This window comes from Streptomyces sp. CoH27 (assembly GCF_020181035.1).
GTDB classification, from domain to species: Bacteria; Actinomycetota; Actinomycetes; order Streptomycetales; family Streptomycetaceae; genus Streptomyces; species Streptomyces camelliae.
In genome coordinates, this window is the sequence record NZ_JAIQYY010000013.1 from 96,313 (window position 1) to 112,362 (window position 16,050).

The following is a 16,050-nucleotide window of genomic DNA, read 5'->3' on the forward strand; positions in this document are numbered from 1 at the left end:
GTCCCGGCGCCACCGGCGGAGCGCATAGGCTGGCGGGATGCAGGACGAGTACCGCACAGTCGCCCGCGCGGGCGTGCACGAGACCGAGATCAACCGTTCCCGCTTCCTGTGCGCCCTCGCCCCGGCCGCCACCGAGCAGGAGGCGCAGGACTTCATCGCCTCCGTCCGCAAGGAGCACGCCGACGCGACCCACAACTGCTGGGCGTACGTCATCGGCGCCGACGCCTCCGTGCAGAAGGCCAGCGACGACGGTGAACCGGGCGGCACCGCCGGCGTCCCCATGCTCCAGATGCTGCTGCGCCGTGAGATGCGCTACGTCGTCGCGGTCGTCACCCGCTACTACGGCGGCGTCAAGCTCGGTGCCGGCGGACTCATCCGCGCCTACGGCGGTGCCGTGGGCGAGGCGCTCGACACGCTCGGCACGCTCACCCGGCGCCGCTTCCGGCTGGCCACTGTGACCGTCGACCACCAGCGCGCGGGCAAGGTCCAGAACGATCTGCGGGCCACCGGACGGGAGGTGCGGGACATTCGTTACGGCGCAGCCGCGGTCACCATCGAGATCGGGCTGCCCGACGCCGACGTGGACGCCTTCCGCGCCTGGCTCGCCGATGTGACCGCGGGCACGGCGGCGTTCGAACCGGGCGGCGAAGCCTACGGAGATGCCTGACGGTTCGGTGCCAATCGGGTATATGGCAATGAAGGTGTCAGCCGTGGCGGCCGGTACGGGAGTAACCGCCCGTGATGTCAGTCCTGGCCGTTAATCTCGGGGATCATGAGACTGCTGCACACGTCCGACTGGCATCTCGGCCGGGCCTTCCACCGGGTGAACATGCTCGGGGCCCAGGCCGAGTTCATCGGTCACCTCGTCACCACCGTGCGCGAGCACGCCGTGGACGCGATGGTCGTGTCCGGTGACGTGTACGACCGCGCGGTGCCCCCGCTCGCCGCGGTCGAGCTGTTCGACGACGCGCTGCACCGCCTCGCGGACCTCGGCGTGCCCACGGTGATGATCTCCGGTAACCACGACTCGGCCCGCCGCCTCGGCGTCGGCGCCGGACTCATCCGGCGCGCAGGCATCCACCTGCGCACCGACCCGGCCGCCGCCGGCACCCCGGTCGTGCTGAGCGACGCCCACGGGGACGTCGCCTTCTACGGCCTGCCGTATCTCGAACCCGCCCTGGTGAAGGACGAGTTCGCGGTGGACAAGGCCGGGCACGAGGCCGTGCTCGGCGCCGCCATGGACCGCGTCCGCGCCGACCTCGCCACACGCGCGCGAGGCACCCGCTCCGTCGTCCTCGCCCACGCCTTCGTCACCGGCGGCCGGGCCAGCGACAGCGAGCGTGACATCACCGTCGGCGGGGTGGCCGCGGTACCGGCCGGCGTCTTCGACGGCGTCGACTACGTCGCCCTGGGCCATCTGCACGGCTGCCAGACCATCACCGAACGCGTGCGCTACTCCGGCTCCCCGCTCGCCTACTCCTTCTCCGAGGCCGACCACCGCAAGACCATGTGGCTGATCGACCTGGCCGCCGACGGCTCCGTCACCGCCGAGCGCCTCGACTGCCCGGTGCCGCGCCCGCTGGCCCGCGTCAAGGGCATGCTGGAGGACCTGCTCGCCGACCCCGCCCTGGCGCGGCACACGGACGCGTGGGTCGAGGCCACCCTCACCGACCCGGTCCGCCCCGCCGACCCCATGGCCCGGCTCACCGAGCGCTTCCCGCACACCCTCAGCCTCGTCTTCGCCCCCGAGCGGGCACCGGACGACCCCGGGGTGTCGTACGCCCGCCGGCTCGCCGGCCGCAGCGACCAGCAGGTCGCCCAGGACTTCGTCGCCCATGTGCGCGGCGCCGGGCCGGACGACCGGGAGCTGGACGTGCTGCGCGAGGCGTTCGACGCCGTGCGCGCCGACGACGCCGTACGGGAGGTGGCCCGGTGAGGCTGCACCGGCTCGACATCACCGCCTTCGGACCCTTCGGCGGCTCCCAGGGCGTCGACTTCGACGCCCTCTCGGCCGCCGGCCTCTTCCTGCTGCACGGCCCCACCGGCGCCGGCAAGACCTCCGTCCTGGACGCCGTCTGCTATGCCCTGTACGGCGCCGTCCCCGGTGCCCGGCAGAGTGGCAGCGGCAAGGGCATGAACCTGCGCAGCGATCACGCGGAGCCCGGCACCCGCGCCGAGATCCGCCTCGACCTCACCGTCGCCGGACGCCGGCTGGAGGTCACCCGGCAGCCCGCGTGGGAGCGGCCCAAGCTGCGCGGCAAGGGCACCACGGTCGACAAGGCCCAGACCTGGCTGCGCGAGTACGACAGCACGACCGGCACCTGGAAGGACCTCAGCCGCTCCCACGAAGAGGTCGGCAGGGAGTTCGAGCAGCTCCTCGGCATGAGCCGCGAGCAGTTCTGCCAGGTCGTGCTGCTGCCCCAGGGAGACTTCGCCCGCTTCCTGCGCGCCGACGCCGAGGCCCGCGGCCGGCTCCTCGGCCGGCTCTTCGACACCCAGCGCTTCGCCGACGTCGAAAAGCGCCTCGCCGACCGCCGCCGCGCCACCGAGGCACGCGTGCGTGAAGGCGACGCGGCGCTGCTCGCCGACGCCCACCGCATGCAGCAGGAGGCCGGCGACGCCATGGAGCTGCCCGAGCTGGCGCCCGGCGACCCGGGCCTGGCCGAGGCGGTCCTCGGTGCCGCCGCCGTCGCCCGCGCCACCGCCCGCGAGCGCCTCACCATCGCCCACCTCCGCCTCGGCGCCGCCGAGTCCGCCCACACCGAAGCCCGCCGCGCCCTGGACGCCGTACGCGAACTCGCCCGGCTGCAGAACAGGTTCGCCGAGGCCCGGCAGCGCGCCGAGCGGCTCCAGCAGCACTCCGGGGCCCATCGCGAGGCCCAGGAGCGCATGGAGCGGTCCCGCAAGGCGGAGGCGGTCGCGCCCGCGCTGGAGCTGCGCGAGGCCGCGGAGGAGGAGCACCGTCGGGCCGCCGCGGCCGAGGCACGCGCGCGGGGGACGCTCCCCGACTCCTACGCCGACGCGGGCGCGAGCGGCCTGGCCGCCGCCGCCCGCCGGGCCGCCGAGGAACTGGGCGGTCTGGACGCCGCCCGCCGCGCCGAGCAGCGGCTCGACCGGCTCGCCGACGAACGCGCGGGACTCGACCGGCAGGAGCGTGCCGACGAGGAGGTGCTGCGCGAGGCCGAAGCCTGGCTCGACGGCTGGGACAGCGCCCGCGCCGCGCTCCAGGCCCGCGTCGACTCCGCCCAGGAAGCGGCCACCCGCGCCGAACAGCTCGCCGTGCGGCGGGAGCCGATGGGCAAGCGGCTCACCGCGGCCCGCACCCGGGACGCGCTGGCCGCCGACCTGGAGGACGCGCAGCGCCGGGCCCGCGCCTGCGAACAGCAGGCACTCGCCGCCCGCGCCCACTGGCTCGACCTCAAGGAACAGCGCCTGACCGGCATCGCCGCCGAACTGGCCGCCCACCTCACCGACGGCGAGCCCTGCACCGTCTGCGGAGCCACCGAACACCCCGCCCCGGCCCGCAGGACAGCCGGACACGTCGACCGCGAGACCGAGGAACGGGCACACCGGGCCTCCCAGGAGGCCGACCGGCGGCACGCCGAGGAGGAGCGGCGGCTCGGCGTCGTCCGCGAGGCCCTGGCCGCCGCCACCGCCGAGGCCGGTGACACACCCACCGCCCAACTGGAAGCGCAGGCGGGGGAGTTGGATCAGGAGTACGCCCGCGCCCGCCGCGAGGCCTCCGCCCTGCACGCCGCCCACGAGGAGCTGCGCCGCGCCGAGCACGAGCGCGAGCAGCGCCTGGCCGACCGCCAGCAGGCCGCCGTACGAGCCGCATCCCGGCTCACCCGGCGCGACACCCTGGAGCGCGAACAGGCCCAGCTCGAAGCGGAGTTGACACAGGCGCGCGGCACCGCCGGCAGCGTGGCCGCGCGCGCCGCACAGCTGGAGCGGCGCGTCGCGCTGCTCACCGATGCCGCCGACGCCGCCCGCACCGCCGAGGACACCGCCCAGCGCCTGAAGGACGCCGACGCCCGCCTCGCCGACGCCGCCTACCGGGCCGGCTTCGACACCCCGCAGGCCGCGGCCGCCGCCCTCCTGGACCCCGCCGCCCATCGCGAGCTGCAACACCGCCTGGACGCCTGGCAGTCGGAGGAAGCGGCCGTACGCGCCGTCCTGGCCGAGGCGGACACCGCGGCCGCCGCCCAGCAGCCGCCCGCCGACCTCGCGACGGCGGAGCGCACCGCGGCCGAGGCGGAGCGGCGCCTGCGCGAGGCCGCCTCCGCGCGCGACGCGGCCGCCCGCTGCCGCACCGAGCTGGACCGCCTCTCCGCGCGCGCCACCGAAGCCGTACGACGGCTCGCCCCGCTGCGCGAGGAGTACGACCGGGTCGCCCGCCTCGCCGCCCTCACCGCGGGCACCTCCGCCGAGAACGAACGCAAGATGCGCCTGGAGTCGTACGTCCTGGCGGCCCGCCTGGAGCAGGTCGCCGCCGCCGCGACCGCCCGGCTGCAGCGCATGTCGTCCGGCCGCTACACCCTCGTCCACTCCGACGACCGCTCCGGACGCGGCCGCAGCGGGCTCGGCCTGCACGTGGTCGACGCCTGGACCGGCCGCGAACGCGACACCGCGACCCTCTCCGGCGGCGAGACCTTCTTCGCCTCCCTCGCCCTCGCCCTCGGCCTCGCGGACGTCGTCACCGACGAGGCGGGCGGCGTCCGCCTCGACACCCTCTTCATCGACGAGGGCTTCGGCAGCCTCGACGACCAGACCCTGGACGAGGTCCTCGACGTCCTCGACTCCCTGCGCGAACGCGACCGCAGCGTCGGCATCGTCAGCCATGTCCCCGACCTGCGCCGCCGCATCCACGCCCAGCTGGAGGTCGTGAAGGGCAGGACGGGGTCGGTGCTGCGGCAGCGGGGGGTCTGACGGCGGTCAGCGGCCCAGTGCCCGCCGGGGCAGGGGCGAGGAGTACACGACGCTGGTGGTCACCGAGCCCAGCGCGCCGATCCTGCCGGAGATCTCCTCCAGATGGGCCATGGACCGCGCGGCGACCTTGATGACGAAGCAGTCGTCGCCCGTCACATGGTGCGCCTCCAGGATCTCGGGCGTGGCGGCCACCAGATCGTGGAACGGCTTGTAGTTGCCGTTCGGATAGCGCAGCCGCACGAACGCCAGGATCGGCAGCCCGAGCCGCTCCGGGTCGACCACGGCCGCGTACCCCTGGATCACACCCGCCTCCTCCAGCCGCCGCACTCGTTCGGTGACGGCGCTCGGCGACATCGAGACGGCCCGCGCCAGCTCGGCGTAGCTGGCCCGGCCCTCCCGCTGGAGGACCTCAAGGATGCGCCAGTCGGTGGCGTCCGGGGAATACACGGTCATCCCGGATGGATAGCAGGGGAATCCCCGGCCAGGCAAGGGGAACACCGTGGATCACCGCTTCAGGGAGGGCGCCCCGCGCCGTAGATTTTCAGTCATGATCAACACGACCTCCGTGAACCCCGTACTGCGCGTCGCGCCCGCCGCCCCTGCCGAGGCCGCCGCCTACTTCCGGGCGAGCCTCGCCTTCCACGCCGACGTCTCCGACGTGGCCGCCGCGCTCGCGGCCGGCGGCGACCCCGGCTTCGTCGTCGTGGACTGCCGCTCGACCGAGTCCTGGGACCAGGGCCACATACCCGGCGCGATCCACCTGCCCACCGCGCTCATCCCCGAGCAGGCCGGGCAGCTCCTCGACCCGTCCGTGCCCGTGGTGACGTACTGCTGGGGACCCGGCTGCAACGGCGCCACCCGCGCCGCCCTCGCCCTCGCCGAACTCGGCTACCAGGTCAAGGAGATGCTCGGCGGCTTCGAGTACTGGGCGCGGGAGGGCTTCGCCTACGAGACCTGGCAGGGACCGGCGCGCCGCGACGCCGACCCGCTGACCGCACCGGTCGAAGGCGATTGCGGCTGCTGACGGCGGCCCGTGTAGGTTCTTGGCCCATGGCTCGATACGCGGAACCAGGCGCGCTGGAGTGGGTGGAATCGGGCGGCGGCCCCCTGATAGCCGTACCCGAGACGGTGCTGCCGTTCTGGGCGGGTGCCGACAGCGAGGACCTCGCCACGGACTACGACCGGGCGTGCGAGGTCGACGGCTACGTCGGCCTGCTCCCCGTCGGCGACAGCGCGGCGCTGGTGTTCGGTGACGAACCCGCCTCCACCTCCTTCCTGCCGGAACACGCCGCCTTCGTACGGTGGTCCGCCGCGAACTCCGAGGCGGAGCTGCTCGCCGGAGTTCCGGCCGCACTCGACGCGGCGGTGTGGGGGAGCGAGGTCCACTGGCGGGTGCCCGGCCCGGTGCTCCTGTTCGACTCGGCCTGGCCCGGCCAGGCCGCCGGCCGCATCGAGCACCTCCGGGTGCCGCTGGAGGCGGGCACGTACGTGGTGCGCGCCGCCTATGCGCAGCCGGGGCCGGAGACCTGGGTCGGCCTGGTGCAGCTCAGCCGGCTCGGTCACTGACCGGACCGCCGGCACGGTCAACGCAGCCCGTCGAAGGCGATGTTCAGATGCCGGGGCCCGCGCAGCACGGCGTTCTGCCGGTACGGTGGCGGGTCCTCGACGAGGCGGGGATTCTCCAGCCGCCGGGCCAGTTCGGACAGGGCGATCTGGGCTTCCAGCCGGGCCAGCGGAGCGCCGAAGCAGCTGTGGATGCCGCTGCCGAACCCGAGGTGCTGGATGTCCTCGCGGTCCGGGTCGAAGCGCTCGGGGTCCTTGAAGCGCTCGGGGTCACGGTTGCCCGCGGCCAGCATCAGCCAGATGTGCGAGCCCTTGGGGATGGTGACCCCGCGCAGCTCGATGTCCGCGATACAGGTGCGCTGCGGCACGATCTGCACGGGCGGCTCGTAGCGCAGCAGCTCCTCCACGATCCGCACCGACAGGCCCGGGTCGTTGCGCAGCCGCGCCAGGACCTCCGGATGGCGCAACAGCGTGAGCATGCCGTTGGTGATGAGGTTGACGGTCGTCTCGTGGCCCGCGATGAGGAGCAGCACCGATGTGCTGAGCACTTCCATCGTCGTCATCGCGCCGTCCGGACCGCGACTGTTCACCAGGTCGGAGAGCATGTCGTCGCGAGGTTCCCTGGCGCGCTGCTCCACCAGTCCGTTCAGATACATGCCGAGCTGCAACCGTGCCTCCTGCGCGGTCCGCTCGGATTCGGCGCTCGTGCGGGTGTCAGGGTCCAGGCCGGCGACGATCGGGTCCACCCAGGCACGGAAGCGGGGCTCGTCCTCGCGCGGCACGCCGAGCAGCCTGCAGATGACGGTCACCGGGAAGGGGTACGCGAACTCGTCGACCAGGTCGATCTGCCGTGCGTCCCCGAAGCCGTCGATCAGCCCGGTGACGATCTCGCCCAGCTCGCCCCGCATGTTCTCGATCCGGCGCGGCCGGTGCGGTGGCCCGAAGGACCTGTTGGCGATCCTCCGCAGCCGGTCGTGCTCCGGCGGGTCGAGCCGGATGAAGCTGGGCGGCAGCCCCGTCGCCTCCGGCCCGGACAGCTCGTCGTCCCCGGCGGCGGTCACGTTGGCGGCGTCGGAGCTGATCCGCGGATCGTGGAGCAGCGCCTCGATGTCGTAGTACGAGCTGATGACGTAGGGGCCGTCCTCCTCGTGGAGGACCGGCGTCCTGCGGAGTTCCTCGTACAGCGGATACGGGTCGGCGCGGTTGGCGAAGTCGGTGATCTGACGGAACAGCGAGGCTTGCGGCATGACACGTCCTTGGAGCATCGGCGCCGGTCGGCGGTCAGTGGCGGGCAGGGTGGAAGACCAGCTGCTGGTCGGCCGGTGAGTAGCCGCTGAGGGTCACGGTCGGGCCGTGGGTCGGCAGGGACGGGTCGGGGAAGTCGGCCGCCACCGGCTGCCGGTGCTCGGGCCGCCGGTCGACCGTCGGGTACTCCACCGGGAACGGCGCGCCCCGCTCGATCTGCCGTGCGTAGAACTCCAGCCAGCGGGTGTTGTCGAAGCTCACGGCGGCGATGACGCGGCCCTGGTAGCCGTACACGCCGACGAACCGGCGCTCGGCCGGCGAACCCTGCGTGATCATGAGCTGGTCACCCATGGGCGGGACGCCGACCGACTTGATGTTCACGCCGAACATCGACGACCAGAACGCCGGCATCCACAGGTGCGGGCGCCGGTCGGCGCCCCGGCAGATCATGTTGTGCGCGGCCGTCTCCGCCTGCGCGACGGCGTTGCCCCAGTGTTCCAGCGACAGGAACTGGTAGCCGAACAGCGCGTGCGGGGAACGCGCCACGTCACCGGCGACGAACACGTCGTCCGTGACGATGCCCCGGAAGTCGAAGGCCCGGCAGCCCGCGTCGCACGCGATCCCCCGCGGCCCGGCGCCGAGCCCCGACCCGGTCAGCCACTCGGTGTTGCGCTGCGAGCCCAGCGAGACCACGACCACGTCCGCCTCGACGACGCTCTCGTCGGACAGATGGACCGCCCGTACCCGGCCGATCGAGTCACCCTCCAGCGAGGTCACCGTGACATGGGTGCGCAGGTCCACGCCGTTCTCGGTCTGCAGGTCGGCGGCGACCGCGCCGATCACTCCGCCGAGCGCGCCCACCAGCGGCGCCCCGGCGCGCTCCGCCACGGTGACCGGGATGCCCATCTCCCGGCAGGCCGAGGCGATCTCCGAACCGGCGAATCCGGCGCCGATGACGAACACTCGGCGCGGTCCCGCCTTCAGCCGCTGGTACAGATCGGCCGCGTCGTCCCGCGTCCGCAGCACGCAGACCCCGGTCAGCCGGGCCTCGTCCTCCTTCGGCCAGGGCCGGGCGCGCACTCCGGTCGCGATCAGCAGCCGGTCGTACTGCACCTCGTCCCCGTCGGCCAGCTTGACCCGCTTGGCCGTCAGGTCGAGACCGGTCGCCGGGACGCCGAGCCGCCACTTGGCGTCGATGTCCCGGCGGTGCGGCAGCTCGGTGCGGTGCGGGGACGCCATGCCCAGCAGGACGGACTTCGACAGCGGCGGCCGGTCGTACGGCTCGTAGGGCTCGTCACCGATCAGGGTCAGCTCGCCCGCGAAGCCCTCGGCGCGCAGCGTCTCCGCGGCGCGCAGGCCCGCGAGGGAGGCGCCGACGATCACGATCCGCCCTTCGCGCCTGAGCCAGTCCATGTAGTCAGCGGCCATCGGACGTCTCCCGGCCGGATCCGGTCCCCTGTTCACCCGCCAGGTCGTCGAGCCCGTCGGCCAGGATCGCCTGCACCGGGCAGGCGGCCACGGCGCGGGCGAGCCGCTCCCGCTGCTCCTCGGGTGCGCTCGGGTTGTAGACCAGCGACTCCTCGCCGTGCAGGGCGAAGATGTCGGGGGCGAGGAACGCGCACTGGGCGTACCCCTGACATTTGTTGAGATCCACGACGAGCCTCATCGACGCTCCGCCCTTCCCGCGGCCAGGTCCGGTGGGCGCCCCGCGATGGGTGCGGCCGTCCCGGACGGTGGTCATGTCCCGCTCGCCAGCATGAGAGCCGTACGGGGAACCCGCCCGTCTTCAGACCCCATCCGGGGGGCGGGCGCGACCGCTCACGGCCAGGATGTACCCGCTGAGCACCAGTGACCACGCGGGAAACACCAGTTCCGCCCAGGGCACGTTCGAGGCGGCGACGAGCAGGGTGAGGGCGGTGAGGAAGCCGAGCACGGTGAGCGGGCGGGGCAGCACACCGAGGCGCCGGCCCATCACCGACAGGGAGCACACGAAGACGGCCGCCATCCGCATGGCGTACTCGGTCAGCAGAACGTACGCGAGGTGGCGGCCGAAGTCCCAGGACACGGGGCCCGGCGCGGTGCCGCTGGGGTGCGTGACGGCGAGTACGGCACCGGCCGCGGCGGCGGCGCCGAACAGCGTGGCGGTGAAGACGAGCCCGCTGCCGAGGAAGACGGTGGCGAGGAACTTGTCCTCGACCGCGCCGACGTGCGCCCGTACGGCGCCGATGAACCAGAGGAAGAAGATCCCGGCGAACGGCACCAGCGCGAGGGCCGTGCGCACCGCGTTGCGCCGGGTGGAGTCCGTGAACCCCTGTGCGGTCATGGCGTCGGCCCCCTGCGGAATGCCCAGCCGTACGAGGACGATGGCCGCCGCCAGCAACAACGCGAAGACGACTCCCGCCAGCCCCGCGGCCCGAGGCGTCCGCAACGCCCCCCGCTCCACCGACCACTCCGCCATGCGGCCCCACCTCCTCCGCCACCAGGTAGCGACCCGCACGTCGGCGACGCCACCGGGGGTGGGCTGGACGGCGGAGCGGCGGGGGCGGGAGGCCGGGGCGAGGCCGGGCGCGCGGCCTCCCGCCCCACCGCGATTCGCTCGCGTGGTCGTACCGCGCTGGTCACCGGGGCCGGCCGGCGGGCCGGGACCGGGCGTGCTGCGGCCCGGTGGCCGGCCGCGTGGACCGACGCCGCGCTGCTGGACGCGCACGCGGCCGTCGGCGCCCGGTCGGTGCTGTTGCTCGTCCAGGCCTGTGCCCGCTCGCGCGCCGTACCGCCGGCGGGCGCTCCCGGCGGTACGGCGCGTGCTCATGACCGCCGGCAGGACATCGCCGACGGGATGCCGGGGGAGCTCGCCCACGCCCTGCGGAAGGGCGCGCTCGCCACGATCACCCGGTCCCTGGTGTCCCTGGCCGGGACGCTCGGCGACCGGGGGATCACTGCCGACGCCGTCCGTCCCGGCCCGCGGGCACCGGTCACGCCACCGGCGAGGCGCATGCGCCCGGCGCCGCCCGGTTCCCCGCCGGGCGCCGTGGCCTCCCCGACGGCCCCGCCCGCCTCATCGTCCGGCCGGCCACCGACGAGGCGCGCTGGATCACCGGGGAGGTCATCGACTCCGAGGGGGGGCCGGCGTCGACGCGGGGCGTCAGAGCTGGGACAGCTCGTCCACCAGGTCGTCCAGGCCCAGCGAGCCCTGCGACAGCGCGGCCATGTGCCAGGCCTTGAGATCGAAGGCGTCGCCGTGCCGCTCGCTCGCCTTCTGCCGGCCCAGCAGCCACGCCCGCTCACCGAGCTTGTAGCCGATCGCCTGGCCCGGGATCGTCAGATACCGGGTCACCTCGCTCTCCACGAAGTCCGCCGGCCGGCTGCTGTGCGAACCGAAGAACTCCTGCGCCAGCTCCGGTGTCCAGCGCTCACCGGGGTGGAAGGGCGAATCCGCCGGGATCTCCAGCTCCAGGTGCATGCCGATGTCCACGATCACCCGGACCGCCCGCATCATCTGCGCGTCCAGATAGCCGAGCCGCTCCTCGGGGCCCTTCAGATAGCCCAGCTCGTCCATCAGCCGCTCCGCGTACAGCGCCCAGCCCTCCGCGTTGGCGCTGACGATGCCCACCGTTGCCTGGTAGCGCGAGAGGTTCTCGGCCACGTGCGCCCACTGCGCGAGCTGGAGGTGATGTCCGGGCACGCCCTCGTGGTACCAGGTGGACACCAGGTCGTAGACCGGGAAGCGGGTCTGGCCCATCGTCGGCAGCCAGGTGCGGCCGGGGCGTGAGAAGTCCTCCGAGGGGGCCGTGTAGTACGGCGCCGCGGCGCCACCGGGCGGCGCGATGCGCGACTCCACCCTCCGCACCCGCTCGGCGAGTTCGAAGTGCGTGCCGTCCAGGTCCGCGATGGCCTGGTCCATCAGCCCCTGGAGCCAGTCGCGGACCTCGTCCACGCCCTCGATGTGCCGGCCGTGCGCGTCCAGGTGCGCGAGCGCCACCCACGGCGTCTCGGCGCCGGGCAGGATCTTCGCCGCCTCCTGCTTCATCTCGCCGAGCAGCCGGTGGAACTCCGCCCAGCCGTACGCGTACGCCTCGTCCAGGTCCAGGTCGGTGCCGTTGAAGAAGCGCGACCAGCGGGCGTACCGCTCACGGCCCACCGTGTCCGGCGTGCCCTCGATCGCCGGCGCGTACACGTCCCGCAGCCAGTCGCGCAGCTCCACCAGAGCGGCGGTCGCGGCGCGGGCGGCCTCGTCCAGCTCGGCGCGCAGCGCGTCCGGGCCGGCGGCGGCGAAGTCTTCGTACCAGCCGCGGCCCGAGCCGTCGGTGTCGATCCACTCGGTGAGCTGCTCGATGAAGGTGGCGGTCGGCCGCGGCGCCGCGAACAGCTTGCGGTCCAGGCCCAGTTGGAGTGAGGCACGGTAGCCCGCGAGCGCGCCGGGCACCGCGCGCAGCCGCTCGGTGATCGCCGCCCAGTCCTCCTCGGTCTCGGACGGGGTGACCGTGAAGACGTCCCGCACCGAGTGGCCGGGGGTGCTCATGTTGCCGATCGCGCGCAGATGCTCGTCGGCCTCGTGGACCGCGAGTTCGGCGGTCAGCCGCTCGCGCAGCAGCCGTCCGCAGCGGCGTTCCACGTCACTGTCCGCGCCGGGCTGCCGCTCCGCCTCGTCGAGCCGGGCGAGCGTGGTCCGCGCCAGTTCCGCGAGCGCCTCCTGGCCCGCGGGCGAGTAGTCGGGCAGCCGGCTCGAACTCTCCTTCACACCGAGATAGGTACCGGTGACCGGGTCGAGGGCGATGAGGTCGTCCACATACGCGTCGGCCACCTGGCGGGGCAGCAGCGGGCTCTTGGTCTCAGACATGCTGCCCATCCTCGTACGAGGACGATCTCCGCGTCACCCACGTTCGAGGGGATTCAGCTCTGGGCGTGGCCGGGCGGCAGCAGTGGCCCGCACTCCCACTGCTGGAAGATCAACCGGGTCTCCACCCGGGCCACTTCCCGCCGTGCCGTGAACTCGTCCAGCACCAGCCGCTGGAGATCGGTCATGTCCGCGACGGCCACATGGACCAGATAGTCGTCCGGCCCGGTCAGATGGAACACCGTGCGCGCCTCCGGCAGCGCCCGGATCCGCTCCACGAACGGCCCGACCAGCTCCCGCCGGTGCGGCCGTACCTGCACGGACAGCAACGCCTGGAGCCCGCGGCCCAGCCTGGCCGGATCGAGCTGCAGCCGGTGGCCGAGGATCACGCCCGAGCGGCGCAGCCGGGTCACCCGGTCCAGACAGGTCGACGGCGCGACTCCCACCTGCTCGGCGAGGTCGCGGTAGGTGGTCCGGGCGTCGTTCTGCAGCAGCCGCAGCAGATGGAGGTCCACCGGATCCAGTACGACAGATTCGGCCATTGGCCGAACGTAACACGGCATAGCATCCCGGGGAACCGTTCACTGTTCACCCTTCCGCGCATGGACACAGCGAGCATCGGTGCCTACGACGGCGTACGCACCGCACCAAGAGCGTCGGCCGCATCGCGAGCCCTGGCCACCGAGGCCGTGCACGCCGGCCGCGACGGCCTCGCCCGCCAGGGCCTGCATGCCCCGCCGATCGACCTGTCCACCACCTACCCCTCCTACGACAGCCGCGCCGAGGCCGCCCGCATCGACGCCTTCGCGACCGACGGCGCCGACCCGGTCGGACCGCCCGTCTACGGCCGTCTCGGCAATCCGACCGTCGCCCGCTTCGAGACGGCCCTGGCCCGCCTGGAGGGCACCGAGTCCGCGGTCGCCTTCGCCAGCGGCATGGCCGCGCTCAGCGCCGTTCTCCTCGCCCGGTCGGCCATGGGCCTGCGGCACGTCGTCGCCGTACGGCCGCTGTACGGCTGCAGCGACCATCTGCTGACCGCCGGGCTTCTCGGTACGGAGGTCACCTGGACCGACCCGGCCGGGATCAGCGACGCGCTGCGCCCGGACACCGGTCTGGTGCTGGTCGAGTCCCCGGCGAACCCGACCCTCGCCGAACTCGACCTGCGGGCCGTGGCCCACGCCTGTGGCTCGGTGCCGCTGCTCGCCGACAACACCTTCGCCACGCCCGTCCTGCAACGCCCGGCCGAGCAGGGTGCCCGGCTGGTGCTGCACAGCGCCACCAAGTACCTCGGCGGCCATGGGGACGTGCTGGCCGGAGTGGTCGCCTGCGACGAGGAGTTCGCGGGCCGGCTCCGGCAGATACGATTCGCCACCGGCGGCGTCCTGCATCCGCTGGCGGGCTATCTCCTGCTCCGGGGACTGTCCACGCTCCCCGTGCGGGTGCGGGCGGCCTCCGCGAACGCCGCCGAACTGGTCCGCCGGCTCTCCGCCGACCCGCGCGTGGCACGCGTCCACTACCCGCGGCTCGGCGGCGCGATGATCGCCTTCGAGGTGTACGGCGACCCGCACGACGTCATCTCCCGGGTCCGGCTCGTCACCCCGGCGGTGAGCCTCGGCAGCGTCGACACCCTCATCCAGCACCCCGCGTCCATCAGCCACCGCATCGTCGACGCCGACGACCGGCGCGGCGCGGGCGTGAGCGACCGGCTGCTACGGCTGTCGGTGGGCCTGGAGGACGTGGACGACCTGTGGACGGACCTGGACCAGGCGCTGGGCGCTCCGCCGGGGCGGCCGGCGGTGGGGAACGCCGAGCTGGGCACCGCCGGACAGCGCGTTCGTGGCTGAGCGCCGTCGCGGCGGATTCGGCTGAGCGGACCGCCGGTCAGTCGCGGCGGGCCCGCTCACCCCGCTGTGCGGAAGAGACCGCCGGGGCCGTGTCCAGGCGGGCCGTGATGACGAGCGTGCCCTCCTCGATCTGGTAGTCGAGGGGCAGCCCGAGGCCGCGCATCGCGGCGACCATGCCGGTGTTGGACGCCTGCGTGACGGCGTAGACGCTCGCGCAGCCGGCCTCCACGGCCATCGCCACGAGCCGGCCGAGCAGTTCGGCGCCGATGCCGCGCTGCTGCCAGTCGTCCTCGACCAGCAGCGCGACCTCGGTCTCGTCACCGTCCCACAGCAGATGCCCGAGGCCGACGATGCGGCCGGAGGCGCTCTGCGCGGCCAGCGTCCGTCCGAAGCGCGGGCTGAGCAGGTGGTTCAGATAGCGGTCCGCGTCGCCGACCGGGCCGTGGTAGCGCATGCCGAGGGTGCGCGGCGAGCACCGCTCGTGCATCGCCTTCGCCGCCGCCAGGTCACCGGTGTCCACCCGGCGGACGGTGATGTCGTCGCCCTCGGGGAGCGTCAGCACGTCCTCACCGCGCGGGATGCGCGGGCCGAGCCGGTTGTCCAGCTCCACCAGTGCCCGGGCCCGTGCGAACTCGGTCGGCGTGAACGGCAGATACGGCCGCTCCACGGTGAGCACGCCGCCCTCCGGAGCGCGCAGGCGCATCACGGTGTCCTCCAGCACCCCCTCGACCGGCACCGGCGCCGGCCCGCGGCCTCCGCCCGCCGGTGTCCCGGGCAGCGAGCGAATCGTGCAGCGGCCCAGCAACTGGCGCAGTGCCAACGGAAGTTCGGCCGCGTCCAGCGCGGTACGGGTGGCCAGGCCCAGCACCCGGGTGGGGGCGTCGACCAGGTCATGGGCGTCGGCCCGCTCGATCCAGGTGGAACTGCCCCCGGCCAGCGAGACGGCCCGGGTGATCTCGGCCGCCTCCAGCGTGCCCGGCGCCCGCAGCAGGAACTCGTCCACGGTGCCCTCGGCCAGCGGGTGGGTCTGCAGGCTGAGAATGTCGACCTGGCGTACGGCGAGCGCCGTGCACAGCGCCGCCAGCGAGCCCGGCTCGTCCTTGACGGTGGTCCGCATCCGCCACAGCGCCGTGGCGCCGGCCAGGTCGTCCGCGGCGGTGCCGGGCTGTTCGGCGGGCCCGGCCGACCGCGTCTCGGCGGCCGGCCGGGCACCGGTATCGTCGGCCGGCGGCGCGTGGCCGTGGCGCCGTGCCCACCAGGTGTGGAAGCCCGCCGTCGCGGCCAGCACGACTGCCGAGATCACCAGCAGGCCGGGGCCGCCGGGCCCGTGCCCGATCAGGTTCGCCACCCCGTCGGCGACCGCGACGGCCGTGAAGAGGGCGGCGAGTTCGACGACGTCGCGCCGCCAGTGGTGCACGGGGCGTCCGTGCTTCGCCCGGGTCACATCGGACATCTCTGGAGTCATGGACCCACTGTGAAGGAAGGGTGTTGCGTGATCACGAACGCTTTGTGACCGATGGGTAAAGCATGCTCCGCCCCGATTGTTCCGTTTTCTACGGTCCACACCGCCCTCGGGGTCACGGCGGCAGACCTTGCCGCGCTCCGGGGGATGACGCCGTAGCGCGGCACGGTGTG

General features: G+C 73.7%; 14 protein-coding genes. 6 read left to right on the top strand and 8 right to left on the bottom strand.

The annotated features are described in order from the left end of the window. Positions 1 to 37 precede the first annotated feature (37 nt). The 3 genes from LE548_RS23075 to LE548_RS23085 all read left to right on the top strand — a co-directional run bounded on the left by LE548_RS23075 (position 38) and on the right by LE548_RS23085 (position 4,929). The gene (locus LE548_RS23075) at positions 38 to 667 is read left to right on the top strand and encodes a YigZ family protein (protein WP_225098846.1); all 630 of its coding nucleotides are present in this window, start codon (positions 38 to 40) and stop codon (positions 665 to 667) included. A gap of 105 nt (positions 668 to 772) precedes the next feature. Next, on the top strand, positions 773 to 1,936 hold the full coding sequence (locus LE548_RS23080; RefSeq protein ID WP_225098847.1) for an exonuclease SbcCD subunit D: 1,164 nt from the start codon (positions 773 to 775) through the stop codon (positions 1,934 to 1,936). Next, complete coding sequence (locus LE548_RS23085) at positions 1,933 to 4,929, top strand: AAA family ATPase (RefSeq protein WP_225098848.1); 2,997 nt, start codon at positions 1,933 to 1,935, stop codon at positions 4,927 to 4,929. Before LE548_RS23080 ends, LE548_RS23085 begins: the two co-directional genes overlap by 4 nt. A gap of 6 nt (positions 4,930 to 4,935) precedes the next feature. Here LE548_RS23085 and LE548_RS23090 read toward each other — a convergent pair whose 3' ends face one another. Continuing rightward, a complete protein-coding gene (locus LE548_RS23090; RefSeq protein WP_023552479.1) occupies positions 4,936 to 5,382 on the bottom strand; it encodes an Lrp/AsnC family transcriptional regulator in 447 nt (148 codons plus the stop codon). A gap of 94 nt (positions 5,383 to 5,476) precedes the next feature. Between LE548_RS23090 and LE548_RS23095 the strand changes: the two genes are divergently transcribed. Continuing rightward, positions 5,477 to 5,953, top strand: coding sequence for a rhodanese-like domain-containing protein (locus tag LE548_RS23095; protein ID WP_225098849.1), 477 nt, complete (start codon positions 5,477 to 5,479; stop codon positions 5,951 to 5,953). A gap of 26 nt (positions 5,954 to 5,979) precedes the next feature. After that, a complete protein-coding gene (locus LE548_RS23100; RefSeq protein WP_225098850.1) occupies positions 5,980 to 6,495 on the top strand; it encodes an immunity 21 family protein in 516 nt (171 codons plus the stop codon). 17 nt (positions 6,496 to 6,512) lie between these two features. Here LE548_RS23100 and LE548_RS23105 read toward each other — a convergent pair whose 3' ends face one another. The 6 genes from LE548_RS23105 to LE548_RS23135 form a co-directional block, all read right to left on the bottom strand. Beyond that, positions 6,513 to 7,739, bottom strand: coding sequence for a cytochrome P450 (locus LE548_RS23105; RefSeq protein ID WP_225098851.1), 1,227 nt, complete (start codon positions 7,737 to 7,739; stop codon positions 6,513 to 6,515). Between the two features lie 34 nt (positions 7,740 to 7,773). Continuing rightward, positions 7,774 to 9,165 (bottom strand): NAD(P)/FAD-dependent oxidoreductase, encoded by a 1,392-nt coding sequence (locus LE548_RS23110; protein ID WP_225098852.1) that lies wholly within the window; start codon positions 9,163 to 9,165, stop codon positions 7,774 to 7,776. Further along, positions 9,155 to 9,403 (bottom strand): ferredoxin, encoded by a 249-nt coding sequence (locus LE548_RS23115; protein WP_225098853.1) that lies wholly within the window; start codon positions 9,401 to 9,403, stop codon positions 9,155 to 9,157. The genes LE548_RS23110 and LE548_RS23115 overlap by 11 nt, the downstream gene beginning before the upstream one ends. Positions 9,404 to 9,523: 120 nt before the next feature. Further along, the gene (locus LE548_RS23120) at positions 9,524 to 10,195 is read right to left on the bottom strand and encodes a hypothetical protein (RefSeq protein ID WP_225099024.1); all 672 of its coding nucleotides are present in this window, start codon (positions 10,193 to 10,195) and stop codon (positions 9,524 to 9,526) included. Positions 10,196 to 10,879: 684 nt separating this feature from the next. Then, complete coding sequence (locus tag LE548_RS23130) at positions 10,880 to 12,574, bottom strand: DUF885 domain-containing protein (protein WP_225098854.1); 1,695 nt, start codon at positions 12,572 to 12,574, stop codon at positions 10,880 to 10,882. A gap of 53 nt (positions 12,575 to 12,627) precedes the next feature. Beyond that, positions 12,628 to 13,113, bottom strand: coding sequence for an Lrp/AsnC family transcriptional regulator (locus LE548_RS23135; protein ID WP_225098855.1), 486 nt, complete (start codon positions 13,111 to 13,113; stop codon positions 12,628 to 12,630). A gap of 60 nt (positions 13,114 to 13,173) precedes the next feature. Here LE548_RS23135 and LE548_RS23140 point away from each other — a divergent pair, with 60 nt between their 5' ends. Next, positions 13,174 to 14,415, top strand: coding sequence for a PLP-dependent aspartate aminotransferase family protein (locus LE548_RS23140; protein ID WP_225098856.1), 1,242 nt, complete (start codon positions 13,174 to 13,176; stop codon positions 14,413 to 14,415). A gap of 37 nt (positions 14,416 to 14,452) precedes the next feature. Here the strand turns inward: LE548_RS23140 and LE548_RS23145 are convergent, their stop codons facing one another. Next, entirely contained in the window at positions 14,453 to 15,880 is a 1,428-nt protein-coding gene (locus LE548_RS23145; RefSeq protein ID WP_225098857.1) for a GNAT family N-acetyltransferase, read from the bottom strand. Between the last annotated feature and the right edge of the window lie 170 nt (positions 15,881 to 16,050).